Genomic DNA, 18,747 nt, shown 5'->3' on the forward strand with positions numbered 1-18,747 from the left:
ATAGCATTCAGTCCTGCGTCCTCCCGAGCCTTTTTTATTCACACTATCAGTCTTAGCTTCTGTAAGCTAATGATCTGCATTATCTGTTTGTGTCTGATATTTTCTAGGAACACGGTCGCTGATTAGGCAAAGAACTTCATAATTAATGGTTCCTTTTTTCTCAGCAATATCAGTTGCCGAAATACTCTCATTCCCATCTTGGCCGATCAGAGTAACTTTTGTTCCTAACGGATAGCGCTTAGGCAGACGAATGGTGATTTGATCCATAGATACACGCCCGACAATCTCACAGTACTGACCGTCTACCAACACTTTAAATCCTTGCAAATTTCTTGTCCAGCCATCAGCATAGCCAATAGGCACTGTTCCAATGATTTCACCTTGATGAGCCCTATAAGTAGCGCCATAACCAATGGTATCTCCGGCATTTGCCTCTTTAACGTGAACCAAAAGTGATGTCAAGTCCAGCGCTGGTTTGAGCGGATAAGGCAGCTCAAGCGCCTGACCGCTTGGATTTAAACCATACATCACAATTCCTAAGCGGACAGCATTCATAACCGTGTCACTGTGCCAAATGCTGGCAGCAGAATTAGAGACATGGACAATTGGAGGCTTGCTGTCCAAGCGCTCAACAATTTTCTCAAATTTTTGCAGCTGCTGCTTAAATTTAACATCGGAAGCTTCATCAGCTGTTGCAAAATGAGTGAAAATACCTTCAGCAAAAGCCCCTGCTTCCTGCAAACCGGCAATAAGCTGATTAGCCTCTGCCAGACTTCTAACACCGATTCTGCCCATGCCAGAGTCAACTTTAACATGCACTGACAGTCCTTTTAAATCAATTTTTTTAGCCTTAGCTTCCTGCAGCCACTCTAAATCAGCAACCGTAAGAGTAATGCCTTCCTCTTTGGCTAAAGCCGCCTCATCAGGCAGAATAACTCCTAAAATCAGAATAAAATCCTTCAAGCCAGCCCGACGCAGCTCTAAAGCCTCATCTAAATTGGACACACAAAAACCATCTACCTGATTTTGAATTGCTTTAGCCACTGGCACAGCACCATGGCCGTAAGCATTGGCCTTGACAACAGCAAATGTTTTAATGGCTTTAGTGATATGGCTTTGTACCTGTTTGATATTAAAGCCGATGCGATCCAAGTGAATATGTGCAGTTGTTGGACGATGATAGCTAGCAATCATGATTCTTCCTCCAAAATAACACTGGCCTCAACGAAGTTCCCTGAATGAGAGATACTGATAAAGATACTTCCGGAAAAAGGCGCTTTGGTAAAGATTGGCGCTCCTTTTTCATTAGATAAAATTTCCAAATCCTGAAAGCGCAAGCTACCAATACCACTGCCATAGGCTTTTGAAAAAGCCTCTTTAGCAGCCCAGCGTCCGGCCAAATATTCAATCTTTCGTTTCTCAGCAAGGTTTGAAAATATTTCCAGCTCTTTAGCCGTCAGCACCTTATCAGCAAAACGGCTGTTTTTTTGATAGGCTTTCTGAACAGCACCTATCTCTTGTAAATCAATTCCGTGTCCTACTATCATAATATCTTTCTAAAAGAGACTGAGACAGGGTCTCAATCTCTTATCGTTATCAAATTTAACATCTGACAGGATAAATTCTGGCAGCACCTGCTCTTTTTGCGGTGAAATTTTAGCATCAACTCTGCCTGAGATCAGATAGCTCGCTTAATTGTTTTTCAAGGTATCATAAATCTCATGCACCAATTGTTCGGTGTTGTCCCAGCCCAGACAGGGGTCTGTAATTGATTTTCCGAAAACTTCCGGTTCATCCTGACGGCCGTCTTCTAAATAAGACTCAATCATAAAGCCACGGACATATTTATTAATCTTATCATTCCAATCACGGTTGATAAGCGTGTGGCGAACAATTCGCACCTGCTCCAAATAGTTTTTCCCTGAATTATCATGGTTGGTATCAATAACGATAAAAGGATATGACAGCCCCATATCTTCATATTGGTCAATCAATTTTAAGAGGATGTCATAATAGTAATTAGGCTCGTATTCACCATGTTCGTTGCTGCCGCCGCGCAAGATGACATGAGCTAAAGGATTGCCGTCTGTTTCCACCTCAGCACTGTTGTAGATAAAATTTTGTGAACTCTGAGCTGCGTGAATAGCATTCAGCATCACCTTGAGATTGCCGGAAGTCGGATTTTTCATACCAACAGAAACATCAATCCCAGAAGCTACAAAACGATGCTCCTGATCTTCAACCGAACGGGCACCAACAGCATGGTAAGAAACCAAATCATCAACTAAGACAAGATTGGACGGATAAAGCATCTCGTCAGCCGTTGTCAATCCTGTCTCAGTAATAACACGGTAATGAAGATTGCGGACCGCATGAATACCGTTAATAAGATCTGGCAACTTAGAACTATTGGGCTGATGGATAAGCCCTTTGTAGCCGTCACCGTTAGTCCGAGGCTTAGCTGTATAGACACGCATGACAATAAAGATGCGGTCCTTGACTTCTTCCTGAAGTTTTGCCAAACGGTTGGCATATTCCAGCACCGCCTCTTCATTGTCCGATGAACAAGGCCCCATGACCAAAAGGATACGGTCATCTTCGCCCTTGATAATCTTAGCCAGCTCAGCGTCACGCGCCTGCTTTCTGGCTAAATCCTTATCTTTCAGCTGCGTATCTGCTTTGATTTTAGAAATATCTATGGTTGTGCTTTTTTGATGAATCCCCATTTTATTTTCCCAAAGTATCGTAAATTTCGTGAACTAATTGTTCAGTGTTGTCCCAGCCCAGACACGGGTCTGTGATTGATTTTCCGAAAACTTCCGGTTCGTTTTGGCGGCCGTCTTCTAAGTAAGATTCAATCATAAAACCGCGGACGTATTTATTAATCTTGTCATTCCAGTCACGGTTGATAAGAGTCTGGCGAACAATTCGCACCTGTTCCAAATAGTTTTTCCCTGAATTATCATGGTTGGTATCAATAACGATGAAAGGATTTTCCAAGCCCATCTTTTCATATTGTTCGATGGTATCTAAGACGTTATCATAGTAGTAATTTGGAATATTTTTGCCGTATTCATTAACACCGCCGCGCAAAATAGCATGGGTCAAAGGATTGCCGCTGGTTTCGACTTCTTCTCCATTAAAGAGGAAAGACTGTTTATTTTGAGCCGCATAAATACCGTTAAACATAATATTCAGGTTACCGGATGTTGGATTTTTCATTCCTGTCGGAACGTCAATTCCGGAAGCCACAAAACGGTGCTGCTGATCCTCAACCGAACGGGCACCGACAGCTATATAAGACACCAAATCCTCGATCAAAGGTAGATTTTCAGGATAGAGCATTTCATCTGCTGTTGTCATCCCTGTTTCTGTAATCACACGGTAATGAAGGTTGCGAACAGCCATAATCCCATTAATCAGGCTTGGTGCTTCTCCTGTATTAGGCTGATGCACCATTCCCTTATAGCCGTCACCATTGGTTCTAGGTTTAGCCGTATAGACGCGCATAACCATAAACACACGGTCCTTGACTTCTTCCTGCAGCTTTGCTAAGCGTTTAGCATACTCAAGAACAGCTTCTTCATTATCTGAGGAGCAGGGACCGATAATTAAAAGCAGGCGGTCATCTTCTCCTTTAATGATTGCTTCCAGCTCACGATCGCGAGCTTCTTTTTTGTCCAAAGCGTCGCCTGTCAATTGTGACAGGCTGCGGACTTCTTCAACATTAATTTTATCACTGGTTGCTTTAAAAGACATTGTTATTCTCCCACTTTTTAAAATCGTTTGCGGCCATGACAATTCTTAAACTTTTTGCCCGAACCGCACGGACACTTATCATTGCGGCCGACACCTTTAAAAATAGGATCTTGCTGAGCCGCTGTTCCAGATTGGGCTGAAATATTTTGTTGGGCAGTTGTTCTGCTTTCAACCTCTTTTTCACGTTCCTGTTCATGAATTTGTGCTTTCATCATCGTACGTGTCACATCAAATTCAATAGCACCAATCATGTCCTGGAACATTCTAAAGCCTTCTGACTGGTATTCAACGATAGGATTGTTCTGCGCATAGCCGCGCAAACCAACCGAACTTCTAAGCTGATCCAAGGCATCAATATGGTCAGTCCATTTATTGTCAACGACCATCAGGATAAGTACCTTTTGGAACTCACGAACAGCTTCTTCATCACGAAGCTTAGAAATTTGATGGTCGTAATTTTTAAGAGCTGCATCATAAAGCAGATCCTTAATATCATCATACTTCAGATCTTCGATATCGTGTAAGCTGATTGAATCTTCGGGCAGCAGATTGGTTTTAGCAAAATTAAGAATAGCATCGAGACTTTCCTTGCGGTCCAAGCGGCTGTGAGCCTCCACTGTACGCTCAATTGTCCGCTTAATCATAGCCTTAATTTCCGGAGCCAGGTCTCGCTCAGCGGTGATGACATCGTAACGCTCAGCATAGATAATCTCGCGCTGCTCACGCATGACATCATCGTATTGGAGGACTTGTTTCCGCGTGTCATAATTGTTACCTTCAACCCGCTTTTGAGCAGATTCAACTTGATTGGTCAGCATACGCGATTTGATAACCACATCACTGTCTTCTTCAATAAAGCGGTCAAGAAAAGCCTTGATACGTTCCGAACCAAAGCGACGCATCAATTCATCCTCTAATGAAAGATAAAATTGCGACTCACCAGGGTCACCCTGACGTCCCGAACGCCCACGCAGCTGATTGTCAATCCGGCGGCTTTCGTGGCGTTCTGTACCGATAACACAAAGACCTCCAAGCTCGCGTACACCTTCACCCAACTTAATATCAGTCCCGCGACCAGCCATATTGGTAGCAATGGTAACCGCACCGCGCTGACCAGCATTCATAATAATCTGAGCTTCTTTAAAGTGATTTTTGGCATTAAGAACTTCATGAGGGATACCTGCCTGAGTCAGCATTTTTGAAATGAGATCTGAAGTTTCAACCGCAACAGTACCGACCAAAACTGGCTGCCCTTCCTCATGGCGGGCCTTGACATCAGCAATAACTGCCTTAAACTTAGACTCAAGCGTTGGATAGAGCAAATCTTGATGATCAATACGAGCTACCGGACGGTTAGTTGGAATCGGAATGACACGCATGTTATAGATTTCGCGGAATTCCTCTTCTTCTGTCTTAGCAGTACCGGTCATACCGGCCAGCTTCTTGTACATCCGAAACATGTTTTGGTAGGTGATAGAGGCACTGGTCTTTGATTCATCCTGAATCGATACACCTTCTTTAGCTTCGATCGCCTGATGAAGTCCGTCAGAAAAACGGCGTCCTTCCATTGTCCGCCCGGTAAATTGGTCAACGATAAGAATTTCCTGATCTTCACTAACCACATAGTCAATGTCCAGCAGCATAATGTAATTGGCACGCAAGGCATTATCAATGTAGTGCGTCAAGGCAACATTTTCAATATCGTAGAGATTGTCTAAATGAAAGTAGGCTTCTGCCTTATCGATCCCGGAATCCTTAAGGCCGATAGTTTTCGTCGGTGTATCAATAGCATAATCATCTTCTGATAATGTCTTTACAAAACTATCTGCACGGTGATAAAGCTGATTTGTTTCTGTACTGACAGGACCTGAAACAATCAGCGGAGTTCTCGCTTCGTCAATCAGAACCGAGTCAACCTCATCGACCAGCGCAAAATTAAGCGGCCGCTGCACCATATTTTCCTTGCGGACTACCATGTTATCACGCAGATAGTCAAAACCGATTTCAGCATTGGTTGAATAGGTAATATCGCAATTATAAGCTTCACGTTTTTCACTAGAAGATTTGGCTGCCAAATTGATTCCGACAGACAGACCTAACCATGAATAGAGCTCTCCCATTTCAGTAGCATCACGCGTTGCCAAGTATTCATTGACAGTAACAACATGGACACCTTCGCCGGCAAGAGCATTGAGATAAACAGGCATTGTCGCTGTCAGGGTTTTTCCTTCCCCTGTCTTCATTTCAGGAACATCACCGTGGTGAAGCACCACACCGCCCATGATTTGTACACGGTAAGGATAGAGTCCTAAAACGCGTTTTGAAGCTTCACGAACAACAGCAAACGCTTCAGGCAGCAAATCATCTAAAGTTTCACCATTTTGATAGCGCTCTTTAAATTCCTCAGTCTTTGCTTGGAGTTTTTCATCTGAAAGAGCCTCCATTTCACCAGCATAACTTTCAACTTTTTTTGCTATTTTTGCTAATTTTCTTACTTCGCCTTTATCATTTTCAATGACAGTGCGCAGAATATTTGCCATTCTATATCCTTTCGATAGTATTATCGTTTTATTTTATCACAAATACAGCCCATATTCAAGAATCAGGCTGATGTTTAAAGGGCTAAAAATAGGATGGGCATAAACTCACTTTATAACAAAAAGACAATGACTGCTCATAATAGAAAAGGCTTAAAATCAATGTTTTAGAGAACTTGATTTTAAGCCTTTTGATTATTTTAGGAGCTTTTGCCCTACTGCTTAGACAAACTGAACTTTTCCTCTTTTATTCATTTGAATGACTGGCAATCATTTCCAAATCACCATCAAATTGCCAAGATTTAACATCGTTCGGCAGGATAAAATGATCACCTTTTTTTAGTGCGTAACTTTCTAAACCAACCTTAAGCTGCCCCTGACCAGCAAGCACACTGACTAAAAGATAAGGAGCCGTTTGCTCCATTCTGACGGAACCATTAATCTGCCACTTATAAACAGTAAAGAAAGGACTTGAAACCAAGACTGTTGTTTCAATATCTTGCAGCGCTAAACAAGCTGGTGTTGAATTCATGGGCTTGCCAATTGTCAAAACATCAATGGACTGTTCGATATGGAGTTTCCGCTTTCGTCCTTGAGCATCTTTGCGATCAAAATCATAAACGCGGTAAGTAGTATCGCTTGATTGCTGTGTCTCCAAAATCATGATTCCCTTGCCGATAGCATGCATAGTACCACTAGGGACATAGAAGAAATCCCCTGCCTTAACAGGAATTTTTGTCAAAAGACGGTCCCAATCGCCTGACGCAATCATCTGACGCAAGTCTTCTTTAGATTTAGCATGATGTCCATAGATAATCTCGGCTCCTTCTTCAGCTGAAATGACATACCAACACTCAGTTTTTCCTAATTCACCTTCGTGCGCCAAAGCATAAGTATCATCAGGATGAACCTGAACGCTCAGCCAATCGTTAGCATCTAAGATTTTAGTCAAAAGCGGAAAAACCGGACTCTTACTATTGGCAAATAAGTCTCTGTGCTCTGCATACAGTTTGTCCAGCGGCATTCCCTTATAGCGGCCGTTTTTAACAAGAGACACACCATTGGGGTGAGCTGAAATCGCCCAGTATTCTCCTGTCCTTTCACTAGGAATATCATAACCGAATTCTTTTTTTAAACGGTTGCCGCCCCAAATTTTTTCATGCATTTGTGATTGCAAAAACAAAGGTTCAGCCATTACATTTTCTCCTGTCATTTTTTCTCATTATATCACATTTTTTTAGCAAAAGAAAAAGACGCTGAGCAAACTCGCTTTAAACATCCAAGTTCTCACTGTGTCAAAAAAGTAACTGAGTAGGAAGAGCTGTTTACGCGCAATTGCTTCGCTTTTTTTAGTATCTTAACGTTCAGATATTTTCTTAGCCAAAGCAAAGTTACCAAAAGTTGCTGAGCCATTTTCAGCAATAGCTGGCGTTACAATATAATCTTCAAGATCTGGCACTGGCAGATATCCGTTCAATAGAGAATCAAATTTTTCCCGAACACGTTTAAGCATGTGTGGCTGTGCCATAACACCGCCACCAAATACGATTACCTGTGGACGATAAAGTAGCGTTGCCTGAACTGCAGCTTGTGCAATATAATAAGCCTGAACATCCCAAACATCAGAGTTCTTCTCAATCAGCTCCCCACGAATACCCGTACGTGCTTCAAGCGAGGGACCGGCAGCCATACCTTCTAAACATCCTCTATGGAAAGGACAAACACCTGTAAACTCATGTGCAACATCATGCGGATGAAGTGAGACATAGGTGTGACCAGCTTCTGTGTGACCACTTCCACCAATGAACTCCCCACGTTGAATAGCTCCTGCACCGATACCTGTACCAATGGTATAATAAACCAAGCTATCCACACCCTTGCGCACTAAAGTTTCCCCATAAGCAGAACTATTAACATCCGTTGTAAAATAGAAAGGAATTTTGAAATCCTTGGCAATTAAACCAACTAGATCAACGTTAGCCCAATTTGGTTTTGGTGTTGAGGTGATGTAACCATAGGTATCTGAATTTTCATCAATATCAATCGGACCAAATGAACCGATAGCAACCGCTGCTAATTGGTCCTCAAAACGTTTAAAGAAAGCAACTGTCTTTTCAACCGTTTCATAAGGCGTTGTTGTAGGAAATTGTACTTTTTCCACCACTTCAAAATTTTCATCACCAACGGCACAGACAAATTTTGTACCTCCAGCTTCCACGCTGCCATATAATTTAGACATAGTAAACCTCGAATCTTTTTTGCTTCAATATCCAGTAGCTGCCCCTGCCTGCAAAAGCACCATTCTATAGGGAACTACTTTTTTTATTATACCATAATTAAAGGAACTGCTGAGAAAGAATTCTGCTTTTAATCTGGCAGAATAAAAATAAAAGGCTGAGGCTAGTATATGTGTACTAACCCCAGCAAAAGCTGTTATTTTTTAACTTCCAGCAAGTTGTCGCCAACTTCCACTGTCCCTGAAGAAACAGGTGAAACTGATGTATAATCTGCTGTGTTAGTAATGATAAACATCGTTGTATCGTCAAGACCGGCTTGTGCAATCTTAGCACTGTCAAATGTTCCCAGAACATCGCCTTTTTTAACCTTTTGATCAGCTTTTACTTTCTGGTCAAAGCCATCGCCATTCATAGATACTGTATCAATACCGATATGAATCAGAATTTCTGCTCCCTTATCAGATTTAATACCGTAGGCATGACCTGTGTCAAATGCGATTTGAATTGTACCGTCAACCGGTGCATAGACCGTGTTGCCGCTAGGTTTGACAGCAACACCTTTACCCATAGCTTCGCTGGAGAAGACGGGATCACTTACAGATTTAAGGTCTACGACTTCACCCGCAAGAGGAGCTGCCAGAATTTCGTCAGCCACTGCTGCTTCTTGTTTTACAGGAGCTGCGGCAGCATCAGTGGTATCAGCTGCAACTGAACCGTGTTCTTCCACATCAGCTTCAGCAGCTGCAACAGCTGCTTCAACCTCGAAGACTTGAGCTTCTTTAGTTTTACCATAGTAATACGTGATAGCAAAAGCAATAGCAAATGAAATCACTTCACAAATCAGATAAAATGGAATTGATTTAGGATTGATAGAGATAAGACCGAGTATACCGGCTGAACCCAATGATACAGCAATAACATTAAAGAGTCCTGCGATAGCTGCAGCGATAGCTGAACCTATCAAGGCACAGAAGAATGGGAAGCGGTATTTGAGGTTAACCCCAAAGACAGCAGGTTCTGTAATACCGAGCAAAGCAGAAATACCAGCTGAACTTGACAAACCTTTTGTTTTAGAATTCTTAGTCAAGAAGAAAATGGCAAAGGCTGCAGCTGCTTGAGCCATATTGGCCATTGAAGCGACAACAAAGATGAAGTCTCCTGAACCTTGTCCGGCTTTATAAGAATTAAGCAAGATTGTTTCAAATGCTGGGAAGGACTGGTGAAGACCTGTAACAACAATTGGTGTATAGAAAGCACCGAAGATACCCATACCAAGGAATCCTAAAGTATTATACAGCCAAACCAGACCGTTTGCTACCCAGTCAGATACCTGACCGAAGACCGGACCAATCAGAGCAAAGGTTAAGAAACCTGTGATGATCATAGTGAAGAGCGGCGTAAAGGTAAAGTCAACTGCTGAATGCAGGTGTTTGTGGAACCATTTTTCAATGATACACATAACCCAAACGGCGATAATCGCTGGAATGACTTGGGAAGTGTATTGAGCGGCATGCAAATGCCATCCAAAGAAGTTCCAATCAAGCGTTGTTCCTGCTGCTTTTACGATAACTTCATTCAACTCTTGCGAACACATCATAAGTCCGAGGGCTGCCCCTAAGAATTGATTACCACCGAAGCGTTTGGAAGTTGAGATACCAAGTAAGACTGGCATGTAAATAAATGGCGCATCTGATAAGACTGTCAGCATGTCAGAGATACCAGAAACTTGTGGGAATTGTTGAATCAATGATTGGGAACCAAACAGGCCTTCTGATTTGAAGATATTGTTAACCGCCATCAAAAGACCACCTGCAACAAGGGCAGGAATGATTGGTACAAAGATTTCAGACAAAACCTTGATGAAAGCCATAACTGGATTTGGTTTGTGACCTTCGGCTGCAATCTTCTTCACATCTTCAGTAGAAACTTCCTTCAGACCCGCTTGTTTGATCAACTCAGCATAAACATGGTTAACATCACCAGCCCCAATGATGACTTGGTATTGACCATCCATTTTAAAAGTCCCTTTAACATCAGAATTGTTGTCAAGAGCTTGTTGGTTAACCTTCGTATCATCTTTTAAAACGAGACGAAGACGAGTGGCACAGTGTGCACCAGCGACGAGATTATCTTTACCGACAGCTGCGATGACTTCGCTAGCTACTTTGCCATAATCCATTTGCAAAAAACTCCTTTAATTTTTTGATTTTTGAAAGCGTTTTTTTACTTTCCACGCTTTATATTTTATCATTTTTTCATAATATGTCAATCGTTTTACATAAAAAAGTCACTTTTTGCAGTAAAATATTGATTTTTAAGAAGAAAACGTCTAGTATATAATATAGAATTATATGATGGAGGCACTATGTCATTAACAACTGAACAAAAGTACAAACCTTATGATAAATGGACAGAGGAAGAGGTTCAGAAAATTAAAGAAAATGCTGCTAGTTCCCCTTGGCATACGGTATTTCATGTTGAACCGGCCTATGGTCTTCTCAATGATCCCAATGGCTTCTCCTATTTTAAAGGAAAGTGGCAGCTCTTTTACCAGTATTTCCCATTTGGTGCTGCTCACGGTCTCAAGTCCTGGGTACAGACAGAGTCAACCGACTTAATCCATTTTAAAGAGACAGGAACAATTTTATACCCGGATACATCCTTGGACAGCCACGGAATGTACTCAGGTTCTGCCATGCAGTTTGGCGATAAACTGTTCATCTTTTATACAGGCAATGTCCGCGATGAAAACTGGGTGCGGCATACCTATCAAAATGGCGGTTTGCTCGACAGCAGCGGACATTTAGAAAAAGTCCCTCAAACGCTGATTGCTAAGCCAGATGATGTGACTGAACATTTTCGTGACCCGCAGATTTTCTTCTACAAGGGTGACTACTACGCTATTATCGGTGCTCAAAGCCTTGATAAAAAAGGATTTATCAAGCTTTATAAGGCTTTGAACAACAGTTATAAAGAATGGGCTTTTGTAGGGGATCTGGACTTTGACAACGATGCCACCTCTTACATGATTGAATGTCCTAATCTAGTTTTTGTAGACGACCAGCCGGTTCTTCTTTACTGTCCTCAGGGGCTGGACAAAAAGGTCATTAGCTATGACAATATTTATCCAAACATGTATAAAATAGGTCAAACGTTTGACACAGAAAAGGCCGCCCTCATCAACCCTTCTGAGATTCACAATTTAGATTATGGCTTTGAAGTCTATGCAACCCAAGCCTTCAACGCACCTAACGGCCAGGCCTTGTCTATCAGCTGGATCGGACTGCCGGATGTGGAATATCCAACCGATAAATATGATTACCAAGGAGCCATGAGCCTGGTCAAAGAACTGACGATTAAAGACGGAAAATTGTACCAATATCCTGTTGATGCCATTACCAGCCTGCGTCAGGAAGAAAAAACTTTTACCAATATGAGCTCAACCAACAATACTTATGAGCTGGAGCTGACCTTTGACAAGGACAGCCGCAGTGAAATTATTTTATTTGCTGACCAAAATGGCAGGGGCTTATCGGTAGTTGTCGATACTAAAAAAGGAGAGATTCTGCTGGATCGCTCCCAGGCAGGAGAGCAGTATGCTCTTGAATACGGTACAACTCGTTCCTGTGCGATTGACAATGAAGTTACAACTGCAAATATTTTCATCGATAAATCAATTTTTGAAATTTTCATCAATAAGGGAGAAAAAGTATTTACAGGCCGTGTCTTCCCACATGCAGACCAGAATGGTATCGTTATCAAGCAGGGACAGCCAATTGGTAAGTACTTTGAATTAAACTATTAACTTATGGTTACAAAATTAACAGATGTTGCAGCATTAGCGGGTGTCAGTCCTACTACTGTTTCCCGCGTGATTAATAACAAAGGCTATCTTTCAAAGAAAACCATTCAAAAGGTCAATGAGGCCATGCGTGAACTCGGCTATAAACCCAATAATCTCGCCAGAAGTCTGCAGGGAAAATCATCCAAGCTGGTTGGCCTGATTTTCCCTAACATTAGCCATATCTTTTATGCCGAATTAATTGAACATTTGGAGCGCGAGCTGTTTGACAAAGGCTACAAGACCATTATCTGCAACAGTGAGCATGATTCTGACAAGGAACGCGAATACTTGGAAATGCTGGAAGCCAATCAGGTGGACGGCATTATTTCTGGCAGCCATAATTTAGGAATTCCTGATTACGACCGTGTCACTGCTCCTATTATTTCCTTTGACCGTAATCTCTCTCCCAATATCCCTGTTGTTTCATCCGATAATTTTCAAGGCGGAGCTCTGGCTGCCCATACTTTAGAGCAGGCTGACTGCAAACGAATTGTCATGATTACCGGCAATGATGACAGCTGCTCGCCGACAGCCCTGCGCCGAACAGGCTTTAGCTCTGTCCTGCCCGATTCTTATTTCATTAACGTTTCCAGCGACTATTCTCCCGTTCGCAAGGAAATGGAAATCAAAAATATTCTTGATCGTTTTCAGCCGGACGGTATTTTTACTTCTGATGACCTGACAGCTATGCTGGTGATGAAAGTCGCCAATGAACTGAATATCAAGATTCCTGAAAACTTAAAATTAATCGGCTATGATGGAACTGCCTTCATTGAAAATTATCTGCCTCAGCTGACGACCATTAAGCAGCCCATTCACGATATTGCTCAGCTGACCGTTGAGCTGCTGCTTAAAAAAATTGCAGGACAGACCATAAGTGAAAAAGAACATAAACTTCCCATAGCACTGCTATCTGGCAGGAGCATTTAAAAACTCACAAAGCTAACGCTTTGTGAGTTTTTAAATAACAAAATCATCTGTCACCGCTGGTTTTAAGAGCCACGCCTGCAAGTCCAGATGAGAACTTGCACTGTAATAAGCTTCCTGTTTAGTAGGATACAGATGGGAGGTAAAGGTTACCTGCCCGTCATTGATAAATATTTCAACGGAGCTCTTATCAATATAGACAGCAAGCTTGGTCAGTCCATCTTCCAAGGGAACCGTTAAACACTCCCCAAGCTCTGCATTGAAATGCTGATCCATCTGACTGCGGTCAACTGTACAGAGTTTTGTTTGACTGTCATAGGAAATACAAAAACCGCCGCTGCCATCTTTCTTGCTGAACAGTTTCAGTTCAAAGTCTTGTCCCTGATGGTTTGACACCTCCAATTCACAGACTCTAGGCAGCTCTTCATCTAAAACCACAGCCTTCTCTCGAAGCGAGGCAAGTCCTGGCACGGGCCGCTGAAGCAAGCGATTGTTTACAAGGCGCAGCTCACGCGGCAGGGTCAGACTGCCCTCCCAGTCTTCTGCTTCAGTTGGGTAGTGATTATCTGGCAGTCCCATCCAAGCTGTTAAAACAGCTCTGTCAGGGTCTCCGTTATTGGCTGCAAACTGGGCGGCGTAAAAATCAAAGCCGTAATCCAGATGGCGATAATTTCCTTCTGCTGTGAACGTTAAGTTCTTATAATCCATTTTCCCAAGCAAATAAATATTGTGGTTAGTACTTTGGTTGCGATTCGGCAGGGTCGTGTACTGGGGTGAAAAAACTAAAACATCCTTACCAGAAATGCGCTCGATAGATGGGCACTCCCACATACCACCTAAGTCTTCAAAACCCGGAACCCGCAGTTCACCAACAAAAGTCCAGCCTTCCAGCAAGGAATCCGAACTGTAAATTAAAACCTTCCCCTTAAGGTCTTTAGACTGGGCTCCCAAAAGAATGTAATATTTTTGAGTTTCTTCATCATAAACAACCTTGGGATCACGCTGGTGTTCCGTATAATTTTCATGAGGGCCAAAAAGAGGCTGAGGAGCTTTAATCAGCTCACCGGAATCTTCTAACTTGGCAACACAGGTATAGGGTGTCCGTACCCAGTCTTCATCACGATGGTTTCCTGTATAAAAAAGGTAGAGATCGTCTCCTGTCGAAAAGCCCGAACCAGAATGCACCCCTTTATTGTCATAGAAAGAATCCGGATAAATACCAACACCGCAGTTTTTCCAATGAACCAAATCTTTTGATGCCGTATGATACCAATACTTTAAGCCGTGCACAGCACCCCACGGGCACCACTGGTAAAAAAGGTGCCAGACACCCTTATGATAAACAAAACCATTGGGATCGCTCGATAAGCCTGTAATAGGTTGTAGATGATAAGTTTGCCTGTAATCAGATTCCTTGATACTCTCGTAAAGTCCGAGAATATCATCTGCACCTTGCAGCACACGGTAACGCTCTTCCCGCGTCCATTCCTTCATTTTCTTCTCCTTTGGTTAAAAACAGATACTTCCATTATAACGTATGCGCTTTCATTTTTCAATCATTCTTTTTCATACAAAAACAGTGGCCGCTGCTGACCACTGTCATAGAAACTATTTTCACCTAAATGTTGATATATTTGGTAATAGCAAAAAAGCCCGGCTGCTTTTTGCGCTTTGGTTAGCAGCAAAAATGTCAGCTCAGGCTCTTTATTTTTTCTCAGCAATAAACTGACTTAGGACACCATTGATAAATTTACTGGATTTTTCGTCAGCATATTTTTTTGAAATTTCAATGATCTCATTCAGAGCGACACGTTCTGGGGTCTCCTCATAATATTTAATTTCATATAAGCCCAGGCGCAGCAAATTTTTATCAACTAGTGTCAGACGAGACAGCGTCCAGCCTGCTTTAAGATGCTGGGAAATACTTTTATCTAGGTCTTCTCTATACTCAGATACCCCTTGAACTAAGGCCAGAAGGAACAAAGGCAGGTCAGCTTCTTTCACATCAGCCTTGTCATAAGTATAAGCAAAATCTGCGGCCTTGAAACTGTCACCGCCAAATTCTAAAGAAAAGAGTGCCTGAAAGGCACGTTCACGAAGATCACGTCTGGAATCAATAAATACACTAGCCATCAAGAAAATCCTCATCAAACAGGGTTTTCATATCAGGTTTTGGTGTTTTTTCAGGGACGATACCAACAACATGGACATTAACTGCTGAAAGACTGACTTCTGCCATATCATAAACCGCCGCCTTAACAGCTTGCTGAATCTCAATAGAAACTGCCGGTACATTAACACCGTATTGCAGATAAACATAAATATCAGCGTTAACGGTTCCGTCTTCTTCTGTCTGAAGATAAACGCCTCGTCCATGAGCAACCTTGCTAAGGCTGTCAGCTACTTTTTTATTATGAAGTGAATGGACACCTTCAACCTTGGTCGTCGCGATGCCTGTAATTACTTCAAGTACACGTGGAGAAATGACAATTTCTCCAATCATTTCATTTGCCATCATGCTATCCTTTCTAATAAAGTTTACAAATCCGGCTTTATTTAAGCACGAGAAACGTAAGTACCTTCTGCTGTATTGATAATCAGCTTCTGACCAACTTCAATGAAGTCTGGCACATTGACAACAAGACCTGTTTCAAGCGTTGCAGGTTTTCCTGAGCCTGTTACAGTTGCCCCCTTAATGGATGGCTGTGTATCCGTAACGGCCAGCTCAACAGTTGTTGGTATGGTCACACCGATAACTTCTGTCCCGTAAAACTGAATTTTAACTTCTGAGTTTTCCAAAATGAATTTCAACTCTTCTGCCACATTGGCAACCGGAATTTCATACTGCTCATAATTTTCTGTATCCATGAAATAAGCTGTATCATCCATTTGATAAAGGTATTGAGCAGGACGTGTTTCAATGATAGCCTGTTCAAATTTTTCTTCCGGACGGTAAGTTGTATCAAAAGTCGAACCCGTACGGACATCGCGCAGTTTCATGCGCATAACAGTATTGCCTTTACCTGGTTTATGATGGCTGGCTTCAAGCACCTTAATCAATTTACCGTCATTGGTCTCAAAAGTCATGCCAGCCTTAAGCTTACTTGCTTCAATCATTTTTTCTATACCTCTTTACAAAATATTATCATCTCATTCTACCATAATGTCACAGCATTCTCAAATGTTTTCTGAGCCTGGCTGCTCTTGCTGCCCTAGATGAATTTCCGGTACATCATGCTGAAAATAAGGAACATTTTTAGCTTCTAACAGTTCAATGGCAAAAGGATGAGGACGGTAGGCCGTCTTATAGGTAATCTTGCTGATCCCCGCCTGCAGGAGTGCTTTAGTGCAGTTGATACATGGAAAATGCGTGACGTAAATTTCAGTATTATTAGTCGAAATACCTTCTTTAGCACACTGAATGAGCGCGTTCATCTCAGCATGAACCGTTCGAATACAGTGCCCGTCTTCCATTTGATGACCAGCTTCATCACAATTATCCGTATCAGACACACCGCCATTGTAGCCCGTCGCAATGATTCGCTTATTTTTAACCAATACAGCACCGACATAAGCGCGATTGCAGGTTGAACGCTTAGAAATCAGCTCCGCATTAGCCATGAAATAATCCTGCCAGGATAGCCTTTTTGTTACCGTCATATAAACCCCTTCACATAAGTAAAATCAACAAAATATTTAAAAAAATTTCTCTTATTGCAAGCACCGATGATTGATGGAATAGTTTGATTAATTCAAAACAATTAACTCTTTGGGTGCTAATGTCAGAACCTCACAGCCGTCCTCAGTAATAAGGAGATCATCTTCAATCCTGACACCATACTTATTCTCTAAATAAATCCCCGGTTCATCTGTCAGAACCATCCCTGCTTTAATAGTATCATCGGATTTTCCAAAATAGGGAACCTCATGAATGTCCAGACCAATTCCATGACCGATGCCATGCGTAAAATACGCTCCATAACCAGCTGCATCAATCACCTCACGCGCAATCTGGTCATAAGCACGATAAGTCACCCCGGCTTTAGCAGATGCAATCAACGCCTGATTGCTCCGCAGGACAATCTCATAGACTTCCCGCTCCTGATCGCTCGCTTGTCCAATATGGACCGTCCGCGTCATGTCAGAAACATAGTGATTATAATAGCAGCCAAAGTCAAGGGTCAGCATCTCGCCTCTTTGAATGACCTTGTCTGACGCTACTCCATGGGGCATAGCAGAGCGGTAACCCGATGCGACAATTGTTTCAAAGGATACACCACTGGCACCGTATTTTCGCATGCGAAAATCTAAGAAATTAGCCACATCCAACTCAGTTGTTTGCCCTGGTTTAATGAAATCAAGTACATCTAGGAAGGCTCGATCGGAAATCTGACAGGCATGACGGATGGTTTCAACTTCATCAGCATCCTTGATCATACGTAATTTTTCTACAAAATTAGTCAGAGCAAGCAAACGGTACTCTGTAAAAGTTGCCGTTAATTCCTGATAATAAGCATAGGAAACTTCACTGTCAAAACCAATCACGGAAAGTTTATCATCTTTGATAATCTTAGCAATTTCTGCCAGTGCTGAACGTGTTTCGATAATATCAAATCCTGTAATAGCTTGCTCAGCAAGCAGACTATAACGGGCATCTGTTAGAAAAAGACGGCGGTTTTTACTAATAAAAACTGTTCCCGCTGTTCCCCAAAAGCCTGTTAGATAATAAATATTTTTAAGATTGGTTACCAGAACTGCATCACAGCCGGCATCAGCCAGCGCAGCTTCTACTTTTTGAACTCTGTGTTTCATGAAAAGATCTCCTGTATTCTTGCTTATAAGTTTATCATGAATTTAATAGATTTAAAAGGGCCGAGAAGAATCTGTCAACAACTGGCTCTTAGAAATGAAAAGTGGGATAATATTGATAGAAACAATGGAGGTAATCATATGATTTGCAACGAATGTTATGTCGCGGAAAACAGGGCAACACCTTTACTTCATCCGAAAGAGTGCTTAGAAAATCACACGCAATACATTTGTGGAAGCTGCGGGAGATGTATTTGTATTGAACAGACCGAAAAAGGGTTACAGAGATGGCAATTCCCGTTTAAATCCCTAGAAATCGCTAAGCTTTATTTGAGAACAGCAGATTTTACCATGAAGCAGTGCTGCGGTATTTATGAAATTCAAAACAGCAACGGAAGGTTTTCTTATAAAATCTTTACAGATAAAAATACTATGCTGGCTTATCTCAAAAAGAACAAGGATAAGAGCTGTATAAGCGGCAAACCGCTCTTTTCAACATCTGATTATAGAGAATTTCCTAATACAGAAATCAGAAAACTTACGGCTGAAGAAGTTAGAAAATATTTATCCCAACAGCAACAGACATGATGCAGGACAGTTCAGCTGTCTTTGGTCAATTTATTCAATAAATGGG

At 42.0% G+C, this 18,747-nt stretch carries 17 protein-coding genes; 3 read left to right on the forward strand and 14 right to left on the reverse strand.

Annotated elements, in window-relative coordinates:
• Positions 1-66: 66 nt before the first annotated feature.
• The 8 genes from alr to SRA_RS00970 all read right to left on the reverse strand — a co-directional run bounded on the left by alr (position 67) and on the right by SRA_RS00970 (position 10,712).
• The gene (gene alr / locus SRA_RS00935) at positions 67-1,194 is read right to left on the reverse strand and encodes an alanine racemase (RefSeq protein WP_003086601.1); all 1,128 of its coding nucleotides are present in this window, start codon (positions 1,192-1,194) and stop codon (positions 67-69) included.
• On the reverse strand, positions 1,191-1,547 hold the full coding sequence (gene acpS / locus SRA_RS00940) for a holo-ACP synthase (protein WP_003086603.1): 357 nt from the start codon (positions 1,545-1,547) through the stop codon (positions 1,191-1,193). Before acpS ends, alr begins: the two co-directional genes overlap by 4 nt.
• A 144-nt stretch (positions 1,548-1,691) precedes the next feature.
• On the reverse strand, positions 1,692-2,726 hold the full coding sequence (locus SRA_RS00945) for a 3-deoxy-7-phosphoheptulonate synthase (protein ID WP_003086604.1): 1,035 nt from the start codon (positions 2,724-2,726) through the stop codon (positions 1,692-1,694).
• A gap of 1 nt (position 2,727) precedes the next feature.
• Positions 2,728-3,759 (reverse strand): 3-deoxy-7-phosphoheptulonate synthase, encoded by a 1,032-nt coding sequence (locus SRA_RS00950; RefSeq protein WP_003086606.1) that lies wholly within the window; start codon positions 3,757-3,759, stop codon positions 2,728-2,730.
• A 17-nt stretch (positions 3,760-3,776) separates the two neighbouring features.
• Positions 3,777-6,299, reverse strand: a complete 2,523-nt coding sequence (secA, locus tag SRA_RS00955; protein ID WP_003086607.1) for a preprotein translocase subunit SecA — start codon at positions 6,297-6,299, stop codon at positions 3,777-3,779.
• A gap of 244 nt (positions 6,300-6,543) precedes the next feature.
• The gene (gene manA, locus SRA_RS00960) at positions 6,544-7,491 is read right to left on the reverse strand and encodes a mannose-6-phosphate isomerase, class I (protein WP_003086608.1); all 948 of its coding nucleotides are present in this window, start codon (positions 7,489-7,491) and stop codon (positions 6,544-6,546) included.
• A 162-nt stretch (positions 7,492-7,653) separates the two neighbouring features.
• The gene (gene scrK / locus SRA_RS00965) at positions 7,654-8,535 is read right to left on the reverse strand and encodes a fructokinase ScrK (protein ID WP_003086609.1); all 882 of its coding nucleotides are present in this window, start codon (positions 8,533-8,535) and stop codon (positions 7,654-7,656) included.
• A gap of 194 nt (positions 8,536-8,729) precedes the next feature.
• Positions 8,730-10,712, reverse strand: coding sequence for a sucrose-specific PTS transporter subunit IIBC (locus SRA_RS00970; protein WP_003086610.1), 1,983 nt, complete (start codon positions 10,710-10,712; stop codon positions 8,730-8,732).
• Positions 10,713-10,898: 186 nt separating this feature from the next.
• Between SRA_RS00970 and SRA_RS00975 the strand changes: the two genes are divergently transcribed.
• Both SRA_RS00975 and SRA_RS00980 read left to right on the forward strand, forming a co-directional pair.
• Positions 10,899-12,338: a sucrose-6-phosphate hydrolase gene (locus SRA_RS00975; RefSeq protein ID WP_003086611.1), complete on the forward strand. Its 1,440-nt coding sequence runs from the start codon at positions 10,899-10,901 to the stop codon at positions 12,336-12,338.
• Positions 12,339-12,341: 3 nt separating this feature from the next.
• Positions 12,342-13,307, forward strand: coding sequence for a LacI family DNA-binding transcriptional regulator (locus SRA_RS00980; protein ID WP_003086613.1), 966 nt, complete (start codon positions 12,342-12,344; stop codon positions 13,305-13,307).
• A 30-nt stretch (positions 13,308-13,337) separates the two neighbouring features.
• Here the strand turns inward: SRA_RS00980 and SRA_RS00985 are convergent, their stop codons facing one another.
• From SRA_RS00985 to SRA_RS01010, 6 genes are all read right to left on the reverse strand, one after another.
• Entirely contained in the window at positions 13,338-14,798 is a 1,461-nt protein-coding gene (locus SRA_RS00985; RefSeq protein WP_003086615.1) for a glycoside hydrolase family 32 protein, read from the reverse strand.
• 210 nt (positions 14,799-15,008) lie between these two features.
• Positions 15,009-15,437, reverse strand: coding sequence for a transcription antitermination factor NusB (nusB, locus tag SRA_RS00990; RefSeq protein WP_003086620.1), 429 nt, complete (start codon positions 15,435-15,437; stop codon positions 15,009-15,011).
• On the reverse strand, positions 15,430-15,819 hold the full coding sequence (locus tag SRA_RS00995; protein ID WP_003090909.1) for an Asp23/Gls24 family envelope stress response protein: 390 nt from the start codon (positions 15,817-15,819) through the stop codon (positions 15,430-15,432). The genes nusB and SRA_RS00995 overlap by 8 nt, the downstream gene beginning before the upstream one ends.
• Positions 15,820-15,860: 41 nt before the next feature.
• Positions 15,861-16,421 carry an elongation factor P gene (efp, locus tag SRA_RS01000; protein ID WP_003086628.1) on the reverse strand — a complete coding sequence of 187 codons (561 nt, stop codon included), beginning with the start codon at positions 16,419-16,421 and terminating at the stop codon, positions 15,861-15,863.
• 60 nt (positions 16,422-16,481) lie between these two features.
• The gene (locus SRA_RS01005; protein WP_003086629.1) at positions 16,482-16,964 is read right to left on the reverse strand and encodes a deoxycytidylate deaminase; all 483 of its coding nucleotides are present in this window, start codon (positions 16,962-16,964) and stop codon (positions 16,482-16,484) included.
• Positions 16,965-17,051: 87 nt separating this feature from the next.
• Positions 17,052-18,116: a M24 family metallopeptidase gene (locus tag SRA_RS01010; RefSeq protein ID WP_003086632.1), complete on the reverse strand. Its 1,065-nt coding sequence runs from the start codon at positions 18,114-18,116 to the stop codon at positions 17,052-17,054.
• 36 nt (positions 18,117-18,152) lie between these two features.
• Between SRA_RS01010 and SRA_RS01015 the strand changes: the two genes are divergently transcribed.
• Positions 18,153-18,701, forward strand: a complete 549-nt coding sequence (locus SRA_RS01015) for a hypothetical protein (RefSeq protein ID WP_003086634.1) — start codon at positions 18,153-18,155, stop codon at positions 18,699-18,701.
• Positions 18,702-18,747 lie beyond the last annotated feature (46 nt).

Source organism: Streptococcus ratti FA-1 = DSM 20564 (genome assembly GCF_000286075.1).
Lineage (GTDB): Bacteria > Bacillota > Bacilli > Lactobacillales > Streptococcaceae > Streptococcus > Streptococcus ratti.